Here is an 18,080-nt window from a genome sequence, read left to right as displayed (position 1 = left end):
AACGACCTCATGACGCTAGATCGCGGAAAGCCGGTGCCGCGTCCGTGCTGACACCCACTTCTCCGGCCGACCGACGACATCGGCGGCGGGTGATCGGGGTGCCGGAGGGTTCCGGTCAGCCCGAGGGGCTCACCCGAGCTTGATCGCGGAGCCACAGCAGGACGGCCCGGACCCGGCGGTTGTGCTCCGGGGCGGCGTCGATGTCGAGCTTGACCAGGAGCCGCGCGACGTGGTTCTCCACGGTGCGCTCGCTGAGGAACAGCGCGGCGGCGATCCCGGCGTTGGAGCGCCCTTCGGCCATGCACCGCAGGACGTCGCGCTCACGGGAGCTGAGCTCGGCGAGGGGGCTGTGGCGGACCCTCCGGTCGAGGAGGCCGGCGACGACGTCGGGATCGATCACGGCCTGGCCCTCCAGCAGGCGTTCGAGCGCCTGGTGCAGGGCCGTCACGTCGGTGACGCGGTCCTTGAGCAGGTAGCCCACCCGTCCCGCGCCCGACTCCAGCAGGCGTACGGCCAGACCGGTCTCGACGTAGGTGGACAGCACGAGGACCGCCAGCTCGGGGTGGGTGCGGCGCAGCTGTTCGGCGGCCACGAGGCCTTCGTCGACGAAGTCCGGGGGCATCCGGATGTCGACGATGACGGCGTCGGGCGGGGCGGTCTCGACGGCGGCCAGCAGGCCCGGCCCGTCGCACGCCTCCGCCACGACCTCCACGCCGACACCGACGAGCAGTCGCGCCAGCCCGGACCGGAACAGCGCCGCGTCGTCGGCCAGGATCACCCGCACGGCATCCAGGCCCGGACGTGCGTGCCGGCGCCCGCCGGGCTGTGCAGCGTGAAGCGTCCCCCGAGGGCGATGACGCGGTCGGCGAGGCCCCGGAGTCCGGCGCCCGCGGGATCGGCTCCGCCGACGCCGTCGTCACGGACATCGACGTCGACACCGACGTCGCCCGGGGCCACCCGCACCCAGGCGCGCTCGGCGCCGGCGTGCTTGTGGATGTTGGTGAGGGCCTCGCTGACCACGTAGTAGATGCTGGTCTCCAGCGCCGGTTCGAGCCGTCCGACCCGCACCTGGACCTCGACCGGGAGGGCGAGGCGCTCCCCCAGGTCGGCCAGCGCGTCCGGGAGGCCGTCACGGGTCAGCACCGTGGGGTGCAGGCCGTGGGCGAGGTCGCGCAGCTCGGCGAGGGCCGCGCGCACCTCGGTCTGGGCCCGGCCGACCGTGGACTCCCCGGTCTCGCCGACGGTGTCCTGCCGGGCCGCGGCCAGCAGGGTCAGCACCCCGAGGAGCCGCTGCTGGGCCCCGTCGTGGAGATCCTGCTCGAGCCGCCGCCGCTCCTCCACCCCGGCCTGCACGGTCCGGGCGTGGGCCCGCCCCACGGCCTCCGCCTGGGCCTGGACCACGGCGCGGAGTCCGGCGTTCTCGATGACCGTGCCGGCCAGACGGACGGCGGCCTCCACCTCGCGACGGGCGGCGAGCGAGGTCGCCTGTGTGCAGACGACGGCGCAGAGCCGGCCGTCCGATCGCACGACCGGGATCTCCACCTGGTCCGCGCCCGGTCCCGGGGCGCGGACCTCGCCGGTCTCCCCGATCCACTCGCCGCGCTCCGCCGACCAGAAGGTGACCGCGAGGTCGGGATCGCGCAGCACCGTCCGCAACGCCGACGTGACGGTGGCCCGGGGAGCCGTGGCCGACGGGACGGGCGCGGTGTCGAGCGCCTCGCTGAGCCGCAGGCGCAGGCGGGCGAGCCGCGTCGCGGAGTACACGAACGCGACGGGGAGCGGGAGCAGGGCCACCGCCACGATCACCGTGGTCCGCTCGAAGACCGACCACGAGAAGCCGGCCGCCACGCCGACACCCGCGACGGCCACGACCACCGGGGCGATCGAGTACCGGTCGACCGGCGCACCCCGGCGGCCGCGCCAGAGCAGGAGAACGGCGAACGCGAGGACGGACGGCGCATACAGCGCGGCGAGCACGTCACGGGTGATCTCGAAGAGAGCGGGGTCCGGAGCGAGAGAGGGCCACCAGGCATCGGCGGGGAGCCCGGACCATTCCGGGCGCGAGAGGGCGGTCCAGAGCAGTTGCCCGCCGACGAACTCGAGGGTGATCCATCCGACGAACAGGCGCTCCCAGCCGCCCCAGCGCGGGTTCTGGTAGAGCAGGACCCCGACGGGGACGAGCACCCAGAAGAAGCACTCGGCGACCTGCCGTGCGAACGGCGCGGGACCGGCGTCCCAGCCGCCGAGGCTGTTCAGCGGCCAGAGGACACACGTCGCGGCGAGGACGATGCCGGCGCCGCGGCGTCCCGGCTGCGCGGCGACCACCACCGCGGCCGCCGCGAAGCCGACCGCGACCATGATCGCGACGGCGCTGGTCGTCGGCCGCGACGACAGCTCCGGGAGGTAGCACAGCGCGCACCACACCGCGGCGCACACGACGGCGGCGGCGAGGATCGCGGGGCGGCGCTCCGTCGTCGGACGGTCGAGAACACGCGCGCGGGCACCCAGGGCTGGGGTGGGAACGGCCGCTGTCGTCATGGCATCCGGTGCATCGCGCACGCCCATGAGGTGTTACGCGATGACGCGAACGGGAGCAAGCCCCCACGGTCGCCGGCTCCGGCGTCAGCGCCGTGCCGCGGCGAACCAGGCGTTGGCGCGCGGCCGGTAGAACAGCACGATCCCGGCGACGATGCACACCGTCTGGGCGATGTCGATGGCGACGCCGACCGGCCCGCCGAGAGTCAGCGTCACTCCGCGAGGCACCGGGTAGGCCAGGGCGAAGACGAGTCCGACGACGGTGCCGACGACGTTCAGCACGCCCAGGACGGTGAGCGTGACGCGCGCCCAGTTGCGGCCGTGGCGCATCACGAGCACGAGCGCCAGACCGATCGCCGCGCTCACGACGACGAACACGAGGTGGGGCGCGCCGAACAGCGCTCCCGTGGGCGTCCGACTCGTGATCGATGCGACCGCGACGTACACCGCGAGCAGCGAGGCCACGTGCAGCACGACGGCCGCGATCCACAGCCACGCCGACCGCTGCACCTCGGACGGACGGGCCGTCCCGATCGTCATCCGTCCGGTGTCCACCACGGGCTTCTCCTCTCCTGCGCCGCTCCGGCCGGGAGACCGCCGGCAGGGCGGGGAGGCGTCGTGGGAGAACGCTAGGTGCGTCGAGGGGCGGGCAGCTTCCGTGGCGACACCCGAGCCCCCTGGGTGCTGGCACCCAACGCGAGGTGGGTCCGGACGTGACGGTGCACGACCGGCGCAGCGGACGGCGTCCACCCCGTCTCGACCCGTCGGTGGAGGCGCGGCCGCCCACCACCGCGCCACGATGGGCCCGTGCCCGACACCGCGGCGGACCTCCCCCGCCTCCCCTTCCCCACGCCCGACCCGCTCGGCCTCGCCCCGGCGCTCGGGCCGCTGCGCGAGCACGCCCCCGTGACCCGCGTGCGCACGCGGGTCGGCGACGAGGCCTGGCTGGTCACCGGCTACGCCCAGGTGCGCGCCCTGCTCGCCGACCCGCGCCTGGGCCGGTCGCACCCCGAGCCGGAGAAGGCGGCGCGGCTGCACGAGGGGATGATCCTCGGCGGGCCGATGGGCGGCTCGGACCCCGAGCAGGAGCGCGCGTCCCACCAGCGGATGCGACGCCTGCTCGCCCCGGCGTTCTCGGCAAGGCGCATGCGTCACCTGGCCGACCACGTCGGCGAGCTCGTGGACGGGATGATCGACGACCTGCTCGCCGCGACGATGCCGGCGGACCTGCACGCCGCGCTGTCCGAGCCCCTGCCGGCGCTGGTCATCTGCGAGCTCCTCGGCGTGCCCTACGCCGACCGCGACGCGTTCCGGGCCTGGTCCTCCCAGGCCGCGACGATCGACGACGCCGAGACGAGCCGGGCGGGCATCACCGCGCTCGCCCGGTACGTCGGCGGCCTGGTCGACACGAAGCGGCGCGAGCCCGGCGAGGACGTGATCTCCGACCTCGTGGCCGCCCAGCGGGAGGACCCCACCCTCCCCGACATGGCGGTCACCGGGATCGCGACCGGCCTGCTGTTCGCCGGGCACGAGACCACGATGACCCGGATCGACGCCGGGGTGCTGCGCCTGTTCCCGCACGAGGGCACCCGCCCGCCCGTCGGCCCGGACGACGTGGGCCGGGTCGTCGAGGAGATCCTGCGGCTACCCGTGCCCGGAGGCGGGCGCGGCGGCGGGCTCATCCGCTACGCCCACGACGCGGTCGAGCTCGACGGCGTCACGATCGCGCCCGGCGAGGCCGTGGTGCTCTCGATCGGGGCCGCCAACCAGGACCCGACCGTCTTCGCCACCCCGACCGAGCTCGACCGCGGCCGTGCCGAGAACCCGCACCTGGGCTTCGGGCACGGGGTGCACCATTGCGTGGGCGCGAGCCTCGCGCGCGTGGAGCTGCGGGAGGTGTTCGCCGCGCTCCCGGCCCGGGTGCCGACCTTGCGCGTCGCCGTACCGCCCGAGGCGCTCCGCCTCCGGACCGACAGCCTCACCGGCGGCGTGCTCGAGCTGCCGGTCACCTGGTGAGCGGCGGCGGCGCCGACCCCGTGGCGGTCAGGTGCCGGCCGACCGTGTCCCGAGCTCGCCCTCGGCGACGAGCGTCCCCAGGACGTCCATGATCGCCCGACAACCGAGCTGGGCCGTGGAGTCGCTGACGTCGTAGGGCGGCGCGATCTCGATGACCTCCATCCCGCAGATGCCCTCCCGCGCGATCATCCGCAGCGCCTTGAGGGCCTCGCGGGGCAACAGGCCGCCGGGCTCCGGCGAGCCGGTGCCGGGGGCGATGCCGCCGTCGACGGAGTCGATGTCGAACGACAGGAAGACGGCCGCGGCGTCCTGCCACGCGATCTCCAGCGCCGCCTCCACGGCCTTCTCGATGCCGAGGTTCTCGATGTCGCCGATCGTCATCACCGTGGTGTCGCGATCCCGGGCGACCCGCAGGCCCGGGCGGGACCCGTACCAGCCTCCGATGCCCAGCTGGACGAGGTTCCGCGGCGGGACGTTGGGGATGTTCGTGGCGTGGAACCAGTGGGTCGTGTGCATCCGCTCATCCATGTCGCGTTCCTGGATGTCGATGTGGCGGTCGAAGTGGATGATGCCGACGTTGCCCTCGACGTGTTTCGCGATCGCGCGGACGTCGGGGTAGCCGATCGAGTGGTCACCCCCGATGATCACGGGGAACACGTCGTTGGCCACCACGTGCGAGACGGCCCGGTCGATCTGGTCGAACGTCTTCTCGATGTTCGACGGGATGACGAACACGTCGCCCGCGTCGCAGAGCGACAGTTCCTCCTCGAGATCCACGGCGAGGTCGAGGTTGTACGAGTCGTAGACCGCCGAGATCCGCCGGACGGCCTGGGGACCGAAACGGCACCCCGAGCGGTAGGTCGTGCCCATGTCGAACGGCACGCCGACGACGGCCGCGTCATAGCGGCCGATCTCGCGGACGTCCTCGCAGTAGGGCGCCTTGAGGAAGGTGTTGATGCCGGCGAAGGCCGGCTGCGCGCCGCGGGAGAACGTGGAGATGCGCCGGTCGGTGATCGACTCCGCGGCCTCGAGGCCGAGCTCGAGGCTCCGGGCGACCGCCGCCTCCTGTGCCGTGCCCGGGATCTCGGCCAAGCGGTGCAGACCCTGGATGCCCTGCAGCTGTGAACGGTCGAAGGGCTCATCGGCCATCGGTCATCCCCATCTCTCCCTGGTCCTCGAAGGAAACGCTCTCCCGGACGAAGCGGCGGTCCGGCCGGGCGGCCACGAAGTACGCCAGGCCGACGAGGCCGAAGAACACGAGCCCGAGCGGGAAGGCGTAGACCTGCCACCAGGGCAGGTCCGCGCCGCGCGGCCACGCGATGTTGACGAGCTCGAAGACGAGCCAGACGGTGGCGGTGATCGTGAGGGCGACGCCGAGCGCGCCCAGCGCGATCGGCCCGCCGTCGCGGTCCTTGAACCAGCGGTAGAGCAGCGCGCCGACCGGGGTCAGGAAGCCCAGGTAGTAGGCCCCCGTCGCGAAGGCGACCAGGACAGGCAGCACGTTGGCGTAGACGAACGCCAGGGACGAGAGGACGGCGACCAGCAGGACGGCGTAGATCGGCGACCGGGTCCGGGGCGAGACCCGCCGCCAGACCTGGGAGAGCGGCAGCATGCCGTCGCGGGCGAACGAGAACACCACCCGCACCGTGCTGCCCTGCACCGCGATGCCGCAGGCCACGAAGGCGATCACCACGACGGCCAGGAACGGGGTGGCCGCCCACTCGCCCAGACCGGCGACGACGGCCCCGGACACCGGGTCGCCGTCGGCGCCACTGATCAGGGCGCCGATGTCGGGGGTGGCGAGCACCAGGGCCACCGCGGCGAGGAGGTCGACGACGCCGACGGTGACGAGCGAGACGATGATCGCCCGCGGGACCTGCCGGCGCGGCTCCTGGGTCTCCTCGGCGACGCTGCCGCAGGCGTCGAAGCCGAGCAGGACCCACCCGCCGACGGCCAGCGCGGCGACGAAGGCCGGCAGGAACGGGCCGCCGTCGGGCGTGGCCGCGGTGTCGACGAGCACGCTGACCGGCTGCTTGCGGAACACCGTGATCAGCGCGATCCCGATGCCGACGCTCGCGATCAGCTCGCACCCGATCCCGATGTTGACCGTCCACCGCAGGAGGTGCAGCCCCGCGGCGTTGACCAGGGTGAAGGCCAGCATGACCACGAGCCCGAGCACGAGCTGCCCGATCGCCGAGTCGTTGCCCCACCCGATGAGCTCGCCGAGGAAGAAGCCGCCGCCGTAGGCGACCGTCGACAGCGTGAGGATCAGCGCCCAGATGTAGATCCAGCCGGCCCACCATCCGTACTTCGGCCCGATGAGCCGGCGCGACCACTGGTAGATGCCGCCGGCCAGCGGCCAGACCCGGGCGAGGCGCGCGTAGACGAGCGCCACGAGGAGCTGGCCGAGGACGACGACGGGCAGCACCCACACCCAGGCCGGGCCCGCGGTCTGGGCGCCCAGCGCGACGATCGTGTAGAGCCCGACGATCGGCGAGATGAACGCGAACCCGATCGCCCAGTTCGTCCAGAACCGCAACATGCGCGGCAGTTCCTGCTGGTATCCGAAACCGGCGAGATCGCTCTCGTCCGCGGTGTCGCGAGGAGCCGCCGGGTCGACTCGACGCGTCGCGGTGGGGTCGTCGTCCACCCGGCCCTCCTGTGCCACTCGCAGGACAAGTCCGGCACAGTAGAGCGGGGCGTTTTCGACACCGTCAAGCCGCTGACCTGCGACGACGAGGCCAGATCGATCATTCTCCGGAACAGTTGTCTGGTTCCGAGTGGAACAGTTGTCCTACTGTTGCGACAGCTACGGGGGCGCTGTCGGAGGGAGATGAACTGCGGTGATCCCGCTCGGCGCCGAGGCGCTTGACCGCACGAGTTTCGTGCCCCTGTACTACCAGCTCCAGGAGGTGCTCAAGCAGCACATCGAATCCGGCGGGTGGCGCGTCGGGGAGGCCCTGCCTTCCGAGCCGGCCCTCGCCCGGCGTTTCGGCGTGAGCCGGGTGGTCGTCCGGCAGGCCCTCGCCATCCTCGAGGACGACCGCCAGATCGTGCGGGTGCGCGGCCGGGGGACCTTCGTCGCCGAGGCCAAGCACCACACCCCCGTGAACGGGCTCGCCGGGCTCCTCACCTCCCCGCCCCACGCGACGACGTCGATCCAGGTCCTCGACGTGTCGCGCCCGACGGTCGAACGCAGCGTGCGCGGCCGGCTCGACACCGCGGCCGGCGCGGAGGTCGTCCGCATCACCACGGTGGTCCACCTCGACGACCTGCCCGCCGCGATCTGCTACTCGTACTTCCGGGCGAGCGACGTGGCCGTGCTGGAGAGCCGGGTCCGGCCCGGCGAGCTCATCCCACCCGGCACGCCGATCGCCGACGACGGGGTCGTCCTGGGCCGGGCGGACATCTCCGTCGAGGTCAGTCAGTGCGGCCAGTTCGAGGCCGACCGGTTCGACGTCGTCCGCCGGACACCGGTGTTCCTCGTGACCTGCGTCCAGTACATGGTCGACGAGGCCGGGGAACGGCCGTTCGAGGTGTCCCGGATCGAGTACCGGGGCGACCTCGTGCAGCTGAACCTCTCGGTGGGCGCCCCGGAGGCGGGCGGGACGCCGTTCGTCGCGTCCGTGCGCCCCGGCACGACGACGGCACCGCCGCACTGAGTGGTCCGTCCGGCCGCCGCCGCGAGGTGTCGGGCCTTCAGCGCTGGAGGGTGGCGTCGAGCCAGTCGAAGACGCGCTGGCTCCACAGCGCCGCGGCGCCGGCCTCGTCGTGCTCGCCGGCCCCCTCGGCATTCGTGAACCGGAGGTACTCCTTGGGCACGGTCAGCGCGTCGAACAGCGGCTGGGCGGCGTTGCCGCGGACGTCGTTCTCGCCGGTGCACAGCAGCGTCGGGCACGTGATCCGGGGGGCGAGGCCCTCGAGCGTGTAGTCCGCCGACCCGCGCAGGTAGTCGAGCGGCGTCGCGAACCCGTGGGTGAGCATCCCGCGATCCAGGATGAACGCGATCGCGGGGCTCGCGGCCATCTCCTGGCGGAGGACGGCGTTGAGCTCGTCGGGGTCCCCGGTGTGGAACCGGTCCCGGTACTGCTCGGGCAGCAGGTACGCCGCGCCCGCCCCGGGGTCGTACTGCGGGGCGTCGGCGACCAGCGCGGCGATCCGGTGCTCGGCGGTCGCCGCCCGCGGCGCGAGGTAGCCGCCCCAGCTGCGTCCCATCAGCACGATGCGCTGCCGGTCGACCTCGGGCCGGGCGAGCAGCCAGTCGACCTGCGGGCTGACCACGGCCTCCCAGTCGGGCCGGAAGACCAGGCCCTGCTCGGTCAGCGCCGCGCCCTGTCCTGGGCCGTCGACCAGCAGGACGGCGTAGCCGCGGCGCAGCGCGGCGACGCCGCCGGCGGCGAACGACTCCTCCTTGGTGCCGTCGTACCCGCCGACCATCGCGACGGTGGGGTGCGGGCCGTCCCCGTCCGGGCGGATCCACCACGCCGCGAGCGGGGTCGTCCCGTAGGGGATCTCGACCGCGTCGATCCGCCACGGCGACCGCGCGGCCGCCCGCGCGAACGCGTCCCGCTGGCGGCGGTGGGCGTCGACGAACCGCGGGTCGAGCGGCGGCCGGTAGAGGAAGATCCCGGAGGTCCGGTAGTAGGTCATCGCCCGGAGGTAGCCCTCGTACGCGCTGACCCGCCGGCCCGCGGCGGCGCTCGCGTCGGCGGCGGCGAGGACGCGGTCGCCGAGGGCCTGCCATTCCCGGAGCCAGCCGTCGTGGTCGCCGGGCGTGATGCGGCGCGCGGTCATGAAGGACTCGCCGACGTCGGCGCCGCCGTAGGGGACCGTGTCCAGTGCCCGGAGGAACTGCCCGTCGAACTCCGCGTCCTGGAACACCAGGCCGGTCAGGGTCGTCGGGGGTGTCGGGGCGGGCGTGGGGGTCAGGACGCTGGATGGCACACGGGCTCCTCGGACCGGCGGCGGATGGCCGGTCGGAGGATGGGCGGACCCGCTCTCACGGGGCTCCCACCCCGCTCAAAGCCGTTCAGAGACGCGCCTCGCTTCCCGCACCGTCGAGGACGAGGCCGGCGACCAGCTCGGTGGGGTCGAGGCGACCCGTCCGCAGTCCGCTCGCCCAGTGGCGCTCGAACTCGTCGGGGCCCAGCTCGGCGCGCACCGCCGCCAGCCGCTCGTCGGTGCCGGGGTGCCACGGCCACGTCCGGCCCTGGCGTGCGCTGAGGGCCGACGACACCGCGAACGTGCGCGCGGCCTCCTCCGGCTGGCCGGCGTGGGCGAGGTGGGCGCCGCGGGACTCGAGCGATTCCGCGAAGTTCCGGGTCCCGAGCCGCAGCTGGGTCCGCAGGACCGCGTCGCCGTGGCGCAGGCCGGCGACGCCGTCCCCGGCGAACAGCGCGGCGATCGAGTGCGTCACCTCGGCGAACAGGGCCGCGAGCTGGTTGCCCACGGCCCTGTTGTCCGCGAGGACGGCGTCGGCGAGGGTCACGGCGCGGTCGGCGTCACCGGCGAGCAGCGCCGAGGCGGCGAGCACGGCCCGCCCGCCCAGCGCGGTGTGCCGGTCCCCGGCCCGCTCGGCCACCGCGACCGCCGCGCGGGCGGCGTCCGTCGCCCACCCGATCGCGTCGCCGCTCCACGCGCAGATGGCGATGACGAACAGCAGGCGCGCCGCCTCCGGGGCCCGCTCGGCCGGGGGCGCGGCGAGCGCGGGCACCGTCGCGGCGAGGTGTCCGGCGGCGGCGTCCGCGTCGTGGGCGAGGGCGTCGGCGCAGCCGCGGACCGCGCCGACGACTGCCCGGTCGAAGCCGGCGAGGACGGGCGCGGCGTCGTCCGCGGCGTGTGCCCAGCGGCTCAGCTCCACGAGCCGCTCGCGGTCGTGCCAGTACACCAGCAGACGGGCGGCGAGCCGCGGGCCCGCCGGGTCGGGACGCTCGACGAGCAACGACCGGAGGCAGGCGCGGACCGCGGCCACGTTGTCGTCGAGCCAGTCGTAGAACGCGGGCTGACCCGCGGCGCCCGGCAGCGGCCCCGCGGCGACGCGGTCGAGCACCCAGCGGTCCCGCGCCGCCGCCGCCTCCCGCTCCCCCGGCGCGAGGACCTGGTCGGCGTGCGCGCGGATCGGGACGAGCTGCGTGAACGTCGTCGCCCGGCCGGCGGCACCCGGCCGGACCGAGGTGACGAGGGAGCGGTGCGCCAGCCCGCCGAGCAGGTCGAGGGCCTGCTCGGCCCGCAGCGGCGCGTGCCCGCAGAGGGCCGCGGCGCCCTCCAGGGTGAACGGCCCGGGCAGGACGGCGAGCCGGCGGTGCAGGACCTGCTCGTCCGGCCCCGCCAGGCGGTAGCTCCACGCGACGGTGTCGAGCAGGGTCGCGTGGCGGTCGGGACCGGGGCCGCTGCGCGCGAGCTCCCCGGGTGAGCGCTCCAGGCTCTCGGCGATCTCGGCGAGCTCGAACGACCGGGCCCGGGCGGCCGCGAGCTCGACGGCCAACGGCAGGCCGCCGACCGCGGCGCAGATCCGGCGCAGCAGCGGACCGTCCGGCCCGCCCGGATCGAGATCGGGACGGGCATCGGCCGCCCGCTCGAGGAACAGCCGCACGACCGCCGACGTCGCGAGCTCCTCGGCCGGGCCGTCGGGCACCGGGAGGGGGCCGAGGAGGTGCCGGAGCTCGCCCGCCACCTCGAGGGGCTCGCGGCTGGTGGCCAGGACGGCCGTCCCGGGGCACCGGTCCACGAGCCGGTCGACGAGCGGGCCGGCGCCCAAGATCAGGTGCTCGCAGTTGTCCAGCAGGAGGAGGGACCGCCGGTCGGCGAGGTGGGCGGCGACGACGTCCTGTGCCGACGTGCCGGGCACGGGGCTCAGGGCGAGCGCGTCGGCGACGGCCGCCGGCACGGCGTCGGAGGCCGTCACCGGCGCGAGGTCGACGAACCACACGCCGTCGGGGAACCGGTCCCCCATGCCGGCGGCGACCTCCGTGGCGAGCCGCGTCTTGCCGACGCCCCCGGCACCGAGCACCGTCACGAGCACGCCGGGGCGCAGGCGCGACGCGATCTCCGCGCACTCCGCGTCGCGGCCGAGGATGCTCCGGCGCCGGCCGGGGAGCCGCACGGGGACGGCCGGGCGCTCCGTCCCCGCGGCCGGCGGCGGACGCAGCTCCTCGGCGTGGGTGAGGATCCGCTGGTGGAGGTCGGCGAGCGCCGGACCGGGGTCGACGCCGAGCTCGTCGGCGAGGATGCGGCGGACCTGGTCGTGGGCCGCGAGTGCCGCGGCCTGGCGCCCCGAGCGGTAGAGCCCGAGGATGCGGCGCTCCCACAGCCGCTCGCGCAGCGGATGCTCGCCGACGAGTGCGGCGAGCTCGTGGGCGGCGCGCTCGGGCTGCCCGACGGCCATCAGCGCGTCGGCGCGGTGCTCGGCGAGGTCGAGGCGCAGGTCGGAGAAGCGTTCGCGGACGGGCGCGAGCCACCCGGTGTCGGCGACGTCCTCGCAGAACGGTCCCCGCCAGCGGGCCAGCGCCTGCTCGCTCGCCGCGAGGACCTCGTCGTGGCGCCCTGCGGCCAGCAGGGCGCGCACCGACGTGCTCGCCGCCGCCAGCCGGTGCGAGTCGAGGTGCGCGGGGTCGACGGCGAGCCGGTAGCCCGTCGGCTCGGTGCGCAGGACGGTCGGCGCCGCCCGCGGGCCGCGGTCGGGTTCGAGGAGCTTGCGGAGCCGCCAGATGTGCGACTCGAGGACCTTCACGCTGCGGGCCGACGCGTCGGTGCCCCAGATCGCCTCGACGAGGGCCGACGCGGCGACCGTCTCGCCGACGCGCGCGAGCAGCACCGCGAGCACCGTGGAGAGGCGGGCGCCGCCGGGCGGGCGCGCGAGGTCGTCGTCCTCGACGAGGAGAGGCCCGAGATCGCGGAACTCCACACCACGACGGTAGCGCCGGTCGTGGCCGGTTCGTCCGTTCCCGGAGCGCGCTCCCACCTTCGTGAGACCGCCGTGAGAGCGGCCGCCGGGAGCCTTCCGCCCCGTGAGCGTCGGAACCCTGCACGAGATCGCCCCCGACCTGGTACTCGTCGAGGGCCGCCACCCGCACTCGCTGTGGGGCGACCCGGACCTGCCGACGGTCGCCGTGTACCGCCGCGGACCGCGCCTCTACCTGCTCGACACCGGTGCCGGACCCGAGCAGTACGCGGCGATCCTCGCGGTCGCCGCACGGTTCACGGGGATCGAGGAGGTCCTCCTGCTCAACAGCCACGGGCACGTCGACCACCTCGGCAACAACCACGTCCTGGCGGCGATCCCCGCGGCCACGCGGCGGCACCACATCCCGCGCGCGTCACGGCCCGCCGCCGTCGACCACGCGGCGTTCTTCGCGGGGATGTACCGCTCGGGCGTCCCGTACTTCGACCACCTGGCGGGCCTGGACCTGCCCCCGGACCGGCTCGCCGACCTGCTGCGCGCGCTCGGCGCCCCCGCGAGCCTGACCGCCGAGGACGTCGCCGACCTCGGCAAGCGGATGGACGCGCTCGGGCTCGGGCCGGCCCTGAGCGGCTTCGTCCCGTCGTTCGTCGTCGAGATCCTGCTCCGGACCTACCCCGCCGTGCACCCGTGCGTCGCGTCGATGGTTGACTACGAGGACCGCGCACCGGCCGAGGAGATCGCGATCGGGTCGACGCGCTGGACCGGCTGGACGTTCACCGACGACAACGGTCGCCCGGAGGTCCAGGTCCTGGAATCGGGTGGCCACTCGGCCGGCGGCGTCGTCTACCACCTGCCCGACGCGCGGTTCCTCATGCTGGCCGACGAGACCAGCGCCGTGCCGATCTGGACCGACTCGGACCCGCGCCGCACCGCCGCCACCGCGTCCCGGGCGATCACGATGATCGACGAGGGGCTGCTCGACGGCATCGGTGCCGGGCACGCCCCGCTGCTGCCCGTGGAGGGCGGGGAGGCCCGCGCCCGGCTGCAGCAGATCCTCGACACCGGTGAGGAGTTCGCCGCGGCGGTCGACACGGTCCTGCGGCGCCACCCGGACGGCGTCTGCGTCGACGATCTCTACACCGAGCTCGTGGCCGACGCGGCCCCGCGGTCGGTCATCGCCGTGCAGCGGAGCCTGCAGTTCCCGGTGTTCGCCGTCTTCCTCAAGCAGACGCTGCTCAACCACTGCCTGCTGCTCGGGCTGCCCACCGGCGCCGACACCCGGGGCCGGCCGACGTTCCGTCTCTCCTGACGCCGTCGTGCGCCGTCACCCCGACCCGACGTTCGACCGGCTGCTCGGCGACCCGGGAGCCGCCGACCCGGCCGCCGTCGCGGCGGCGGCACGCCGCACCCGGGTCGGCGACGTGGCGGGGTGGGAGCGGTTCTGGCGGGCCGAGGGCGACCGCGCCGTCGCCGCCGCCGACGACCGCCTGGCGGCCGACGACGTCGCCGGCGCGCGGACGGCGCTGCTGGCGGCGGCCGAGGCGTACGGGTTCGCGGGCCACCTGTTCCCGTCGTCGTCGGTGTCGCACCGGGACAACCGCGCGGCGCAGGTCGCGGCCTTCCGGGCCGCGGTGCCGCTGCTGCCGTGCCCGGCCGAGGCCGTCGCGCCGGACGCGTACCTGTTCGGCGCGGGCGGGGACGTGTGCGCGCTCGTGCCGATGCCCGACGGTCTCCCGGCGGAGGCGGGGTGGGCGCGGTTCGGGCAGTCGGCGGTGGGTCGTGGCGTGGACTGCCTGGTCGTGGCCGGGCGGGTCCCGGACCTGGTGGGACTGGCGCGCGGGTGCGGCGTCCGCGGCCCGGTCGTGCTCGTCGGCTGGGAGTCGGCGGCGCCGGTCGTGACGGCCGCGGTCCGCGCCGGCGACGACGTCGCGGGCGTCGTGTGGTGCTCGACGGACGAGGTGCCCTGGCCGGACACCCGCGCTCCCCGGCGAGCGCTGCCGCCGGACGCGGCGGTCGATGCGGCGATGGCGTGGATCGTGGGCGTGGTGGCTCAGAGGTGACGGGGTTGTGTCGCCCCTTCGACCCGGGGTCGTCGCGGCCGATCGTGGTGGGCGAGCTCGGCACCGACGACCGCCGCGGTGACGATCAGGACGCTGATCACGACCTGCCAGGACAGGAAGGCGATGACGACGCCGGCGAGGCCGTTGCGCGCGGCCTGGCCCGTGATCGAGAACGGGAGGTAGCTGCCGGAGACGGTGACGACGACGGTCTGGGCGAGAGCGGTGAGCACCGATCCCGGCAGCAGGGAGCGCCACGGGACCCGACCGGCGAGCAGCAGCCACTGCAGCACCCACCACAGCGCCGCGGCGAACAGCGCGTGCCCGACGAAACCCAGCACGACGCTGCCGCCGGGCCGGACGAGGTCCGGGCCGAGCCACGCGAGCAGGCCGAACTCGGCCACCAGGACCACGGCGGCCAGGGCCGCGGCGGCCCGGTCACGGACTCCCCCGGGGCCGAGCTCCCACACCGCGTGGTGGGTGCGCTGCAGGGTCCGGGCGAACCCGAAGATCGCGGCGGCGAGCAGCAGCGCCCCGACGACGGTGAGCCCGCCGGAGGGTCCCGGGACGTTCCCCGCGGAGGGCGGGAGCGCCGCGGTGACCGCCGAGGCGGCGGAGCTCGACAGCCCGAGGCTCGCCGCGAGCGCATCCCCCGCCGGGCGCCGGGCGTCCCGGGGCAGCAACGCGTCGAGGACCAGCAGCATCGGCAGGATCGCGGTGAACACGTGGGCGGCCAGCGCGACAGCTCGGTCGTAACCACTGATCTCGGTCATGCGCTGACCCACGCGACGGATCAGCGCGATCGTCCGGCGCATGGGGGTGAGGATCGCCCACTGACTGCCCCGTCGAGCGTCCGGGACGTAGGTTCCTGCTCGGGGTGGTCGTCGTGGGGAACCTGCCGTACCCCCTGAGCGGGTTCGTGGGGCGCGGCGGGGAACGGCGACGGCTCGAGGCCGCTCTCGGGGAAGCGCGGCTCGTGACCGTGTGCGGGCCGGGGGGTGCCGGGAAGAGCCGGCTGGCGCTGGAGGTCGCGCGCGCCCGGCAGGACCGGTGGGCCGGCGGGGCGTGGCTCGTCGACCTCGCGGGGGTCGCGGACCCGGGCCTCGTCGCCGACGCCGTCGGCGACACCCTCGGCGTGCGGGCGTCTCCGGGGCACGCCGTCACCGACGGTCTGGTCGACCGTCTCGGTGCCCAGGCGGTCCTACTGATCCTGGACGACTGCGAGCACCTCGTCGCCGGGTGCGGCCGGGTGGTCGTCGAGATCCTCGAACGATGTCCGTCGGTGCAGGTGCTGGCCACCAGCCGGCGGATCCTCGGCGTCGACGGCGAGGACGTGGTCCGGCTGGGCCCGCTCGACCTCGCCGACGGTCGCGAGCTCTTCGTGCGCCGCGCCCGGTCGACCGCCCCGGAGGTCGACGACGATCCCGCCGCGGTGGAAGCGATCTGTCGTCGACTGGACGGCCTGCCGCTGGCGATCGAGCTCGCGGCGGCGCTACGGCGGGTGTTCAGCGCAACGGAGATCCACGCCCGGCTCGACGACCCGCTCGACCTGCTCGCGGTCGCCGGACGGCCGACGCGTTCCCACCACGAGAGCCTGACGACCGCCATCGATCGGAGCCACGAGCTGCTCCCCGAGCCGGTGCGGCCCGCGTTCCGCCGCCTCGGGGTCCTCGCGGGGCCGTTCACCGCCGCGACCGCGGGCGCGATCTGCGAACTGTCCCCGACCGACGTCGACACCGTGCTCGCCGAGCTGACCGCGAGCTCGCTGCTCGCCGCCGACACCACGGCCACCCCGACGCGGTACCGCATGCTGGACACGGTGCGCGCGTTCGCCGTCCGGGAGCTCCAGGCCCGCGACGAGCTCGCCGCCGCGCGCGCAGCGCACTGCCGGACCTTCCTGGTTCTCGCCGAACGTGCCGAGCCCGCGCTGACCGGAGCCGACCAGCTCGCCTGGTTGGACCGGCTCCAGGCCGACCAGCCCGACCTCCGCGCGGCGCTGTCGTGGGCCACGTCGAACGGGTCGGGGGATGGTGCGGCGGCGCTGCGGCTCGCAGCCGCGCTGACGTCCTTCTGGCACCTGCGCGGGTCGATCGCCGAGGGCGTCGCCTGGCTCCGGGTGGCGCTCGACGGTGCCCCGACGGAGCCCACGGTCACCCGCGCCGCGGCGCTGTGGGGGCTCGGGGTGCTGGGCATGTTCACCGGGGACGTCGCGGTCGCGCTGCCCGCGACGCAGGAGAGCCTGCAGATGTCCCGCCGGCTCGGTGACGACCGCATCGCCGGCCGCGCCCTGAGCTGGCTGGGCCAGCTCGCCTGGTCCGGCGGCGAGCTGGACCGGGCCCAGGTGCTGCTGGCCGAGGCGGTCCCGCTGGCCCGCGCGTCCGGGGACACGTGGAACCTGGCCGACGCCGCGGGCGCGCTCGGCTACGTCGAGGTGATGCGCGGTGACGTCACGGGGGCGCACGCGGCGATCGCGGAGTGCCTGACCGTCGCGCGCGGCGCGGGCAACCTCCAGGGCGAGGGCTTCGGCCTGGGCGTCGGCGCGCACCTGGCCCTGGCCCAGGGTCGGCTCGCCGATGCCGAGCGCCAGGCGCGCGCCGGCTTGGCGCTCGTGGGCGCCCTCGGCGGCGACTACCGCGCCTCGTGGGTGCACGCCGTCCTGGCGGGGGTCGCCCGGCGGCGCGGCGATCGTGCGGACGCCGAGCACCACGCGTCGCGGGCCCACGAGCTGGCCACCGCCGCGGGCGCTCCGGCGCTGGAGGTCTACGCCCTGCTCCAGCGCTCCGCTCTCGCCGACCCCGACGTGCGCGCCGAGATGCTCGCCGGGGCGGCCGAGCTGGTGGTGGGTGCCGCGCCGCTGCTGCTCGCGCCGGTCCTCGCCGAACAGGCGGCCGCCGCGCTGGACCGGGGCGACGTCGACGGCGCCGCGACGCTCGCCGCCGAGGCCCGCGCGACGTCGCGGCGCATCGGCGACCGCTGGGCCGAGTCCCTCGCGACCCGGACCGCCGGTCGGGCGGCGTCCGCGCGGGATCCCCGCGCCGGTGTCGCGGACCTCCACGCGGCGCTGGAGATCGCCACGACGCTCGGCGACGCGTTCGGTGTGATCGAGTGCTGGGAGGCCCTCGCCGACGTCGAACGGACCGGTCCGCGCGTCGTCCGTCTCCTGGGCGCGGCCGCCACCCGTCGCGAACGACTCGGGTGGGGCGAGTCGACCGCCGGCGGCCTGCGCGCCGCTGCGTTGTGTCGTGAGGTCCGCGCCGCTCTCGGTGACGAGGCGTTCGACGAGGCGTGGCGGCAGGGCCGTGCCCTGTCCGAGGCGCAGGCCACCCGCCTCGCCTCGGGCACGCGGGGGCCCCGCAACCGTCCGACCGCGGGATGGGCGGCGCTGACCCCGGCGGAGCAGCAGGTCGCGCGGCTCGCCGCCGACGGCCTGACCAACAGCGGGATCGCCGAGCACCTCGTCGTCTCGCCGCGCACCGTGCAGTCCCACCTCGCGCGCGTCTTCGCCAAGCTCGCGGTCACCCGCCGCACCGAGCTCGTCGTCATCGTCCAGCGCCACGGCGGATGACGGATCT

General features: G+C 75.2%; 13 protein-coding genes. 5 read left to right on the top strand and 8 right to left on the bottom strand.

What is annotated here, in order from left to right:
* Positions 1-115: 115 nt before the first annotated feature.
* The 3 genes from ACR9E3_RS17470 to ACR9E3_RS17460 all read right to left on the bottom strand — a co-directional run bounded on the left by ACR9E3_RS17470 (position 116) and on the right by ACR9E3_RS17460 (position 3,093).
* A complete protein-coding gene (locus ACR9E3_RS17470) occupies positions 116-784 on the bottom strand; it encodes a LuxR C-terminal-related transcriptional regulator (RefSeq protein WP_460381681.1) in 669 nt (222 codons plus the stop codon).
* Positions 775-2,538 carry a sensor histidine kinase gene (locus ACR9E3_RS17465; protein WP_460381680.1) on the bottom strand — a complete coding sequence of 588 codons (1,764 nt, stop codon included), beginning with the start codon at positions 2,536-2,538 and terminating at the stop codon, positions 775-777. Before ACR9E3_RS17465 ends, ACR9E3_RS17470 begins: the two co-directional genes overlap by 10 nt.
* Positions 2,539-2,622: 84 nt before the next feature.
* Positions 2,623-3,093 carry a hypothetical protein gene (locus ACR9E3_RS17460; RefSeq protein ID WP_460381679.1) on the bottom strand — a complete coding sequence of 157 codons (471 nt, stop codon included), beginning with the start codon at positions 3,091-3,093 and terminating at the stop codon, positions 2,623-2,625.
* Positions 3,094-3,342: 249 nt separating this feature from the next.
* Here ACR9E3_RS17460 and ACR9E3_RS17455 point away from each other — a divergent pair, with 249 nt between their 5' ends.
* Entirely contained in the window at positions 3,343-4,551 is a 1,209-nt protein-coding gene (locus ACR9E3_RS17455) for a cytochrome P450 (RefSeq protein WP_460381678.1), read from the top strand.
* A 27-nt stretch (positions 4,552-4,578) separates the two neighbouring features.
* Here the strand turns inward: ACR9E3_RS17455 and ACR9E3_RS17450 are convergent, their stop codons facing one another.
* Positions 4,579-5,700, bottom strand: a complete 1,122-nt coding sequence (locus ACR9E3_RS17450; protein ID WP_460381677.1) for an agmatinase family protein — start codon at positions 5,698-5,700, stop codon at positions 4,579-4,581.
* The gene (locus ACR9E3_RS17445; protein WP_460381676.1) at positions 5,690-7,201 is read right to left on the bottom strand and encodes an APC family permease; all 1,512 of its coding nucleotides are present in this window, start codon (positions 7,199-7,201) and stop codon (positions 5,690-5,692) included. The genes ACR9E3_RS17450 and ACR9E3_RS17445 overlap by 11 nt, the downstream gene beginning before the upstream one ends.
* Before the next feature lie 193 nt (positions 7,202-7,394).
* Between ACR9E3_RS17445 and ACR9E3_RS17440 the strand changes: the two genes are divergently transcribed.
* Entirely contained in the window at positions 7,395-8,213 is an 819-nt protein-coding gene (locus ACR9E3_RS17440) for a GntR family transcriptional regulator (RefSeq protein ID WP_460381675.1), read from the top strand.
* Between the two features lie 37 nt (positions 8,214-8,250).
* On the opposite strand, the gene ACR9E3_RS17435 is transcribed toward ACR9E3_RS17440, so the two are convergent.
* Both ACR9E3_RS17435 and ACR9E3_RS17430 read right to left on the bottom strand, forming a co-directional pair.
* Positions 8,251-9,495 (bottom strand): alpha/beta hydrolase family protein, encoded by a 1,245-nt coding sequence (locus tag ACR9E3_RS17435; RefSeq protein WP_460381674.1) that lies wholly within the window; start codon positions 9,493-9,495, stop codon positions 8,251-8,253.
* Between the two features lie 85 nt (positions 9,496-9,580).
* Positions 9,581-12,454 (bottom strand): BTAD domain-containing putative transcriptional regulator, encoded by a 2,874-nt coding sequence (locus ACR9E3_RS17430; RefSeq protein ID WP_460381672.1) that lies wholly within the window; start codon positions 12,452-12,454, stop codon positions 9,581-9,583.
* A 103-nt stretch (positions 12,455-12,557) separates the two neighbouring features.
* On the opposite strand from ACR9E3_RS17430, the gene ACR9E3_RS17425 reads away from it, so the two are divergent.
* Both ACR9E3_RS17425 and ACR9E3_RS17420 read left to right on the top strand, forming a co-directional pair.
* Complete coding sequence (locus ACR9E3_RS17425; RefSeq protein WP_460381670.1) at positions 12,558-13,760, top strand: MBL fold metallo-hydrolase; 1,203 nt, start codon at positions 12,558-12,560, stop codon at positions 13,758-13,760.
* A gap of 7 nt (positions 13,761-13,767) precedes the next feature.
* The gene (locus ACR9E3_RS17420) at positions 13,768-14,511 is read left to right on the top strand and encodes a hypothetical protein (RefSeq protein WP_460381668.1); all 744 of its coding nucleotides are present in this window, start codon (positions 13,768-13,770) and stop codon (positions 14,509-14,511) included.
* Here the strand turns inward: ACR9E3_RS17420 and ACR9E3_RS17415 are convergent.
* Positions 14,502-15,323, bottom strand: coding sequence for a YhjD/YihY/BrkB family envelope integrity protein (locus tag ACR9E3_RS17415; protein ID WP_460381666.1), 822 nt, complete (start codon positions 15,321-15,323; stop codon positions 14,502-14,504). The two genes, ACR9E3_RS17420 and ACR9E3_RS17415, sit on opposite strands and share 10 nt — an antisense overlap.
* 71 nt (positions 15,324-15,394) lie before the next feature.
* On the opposite strand from ACR9E3_RS17415, the gene ACR9E3_RS17410 reads away from it, so the two are divergent.
* Positions 15,395-18,073 carry a helix-turn-helix transcriptional regulator gene (locus ACR9E3_RS17410; RefSeq protein WP_460381664.1) on the top strand — a complete coding sequence of 893 codons (2,679 nt, stop codon included), beginning with the start codon at positions 15,395-15,397 and terminating at the stop codon, positions 18,071-18,073.
* Positions 18,074-18,080: the final 7 nt, after the last annotated feature.

This window comes from Actinomycetospora sp. C-140, assembly GCF_054796175.1.
This window is presented reverse-complemented; position numbering and strand designations above follow the sequence as displayed.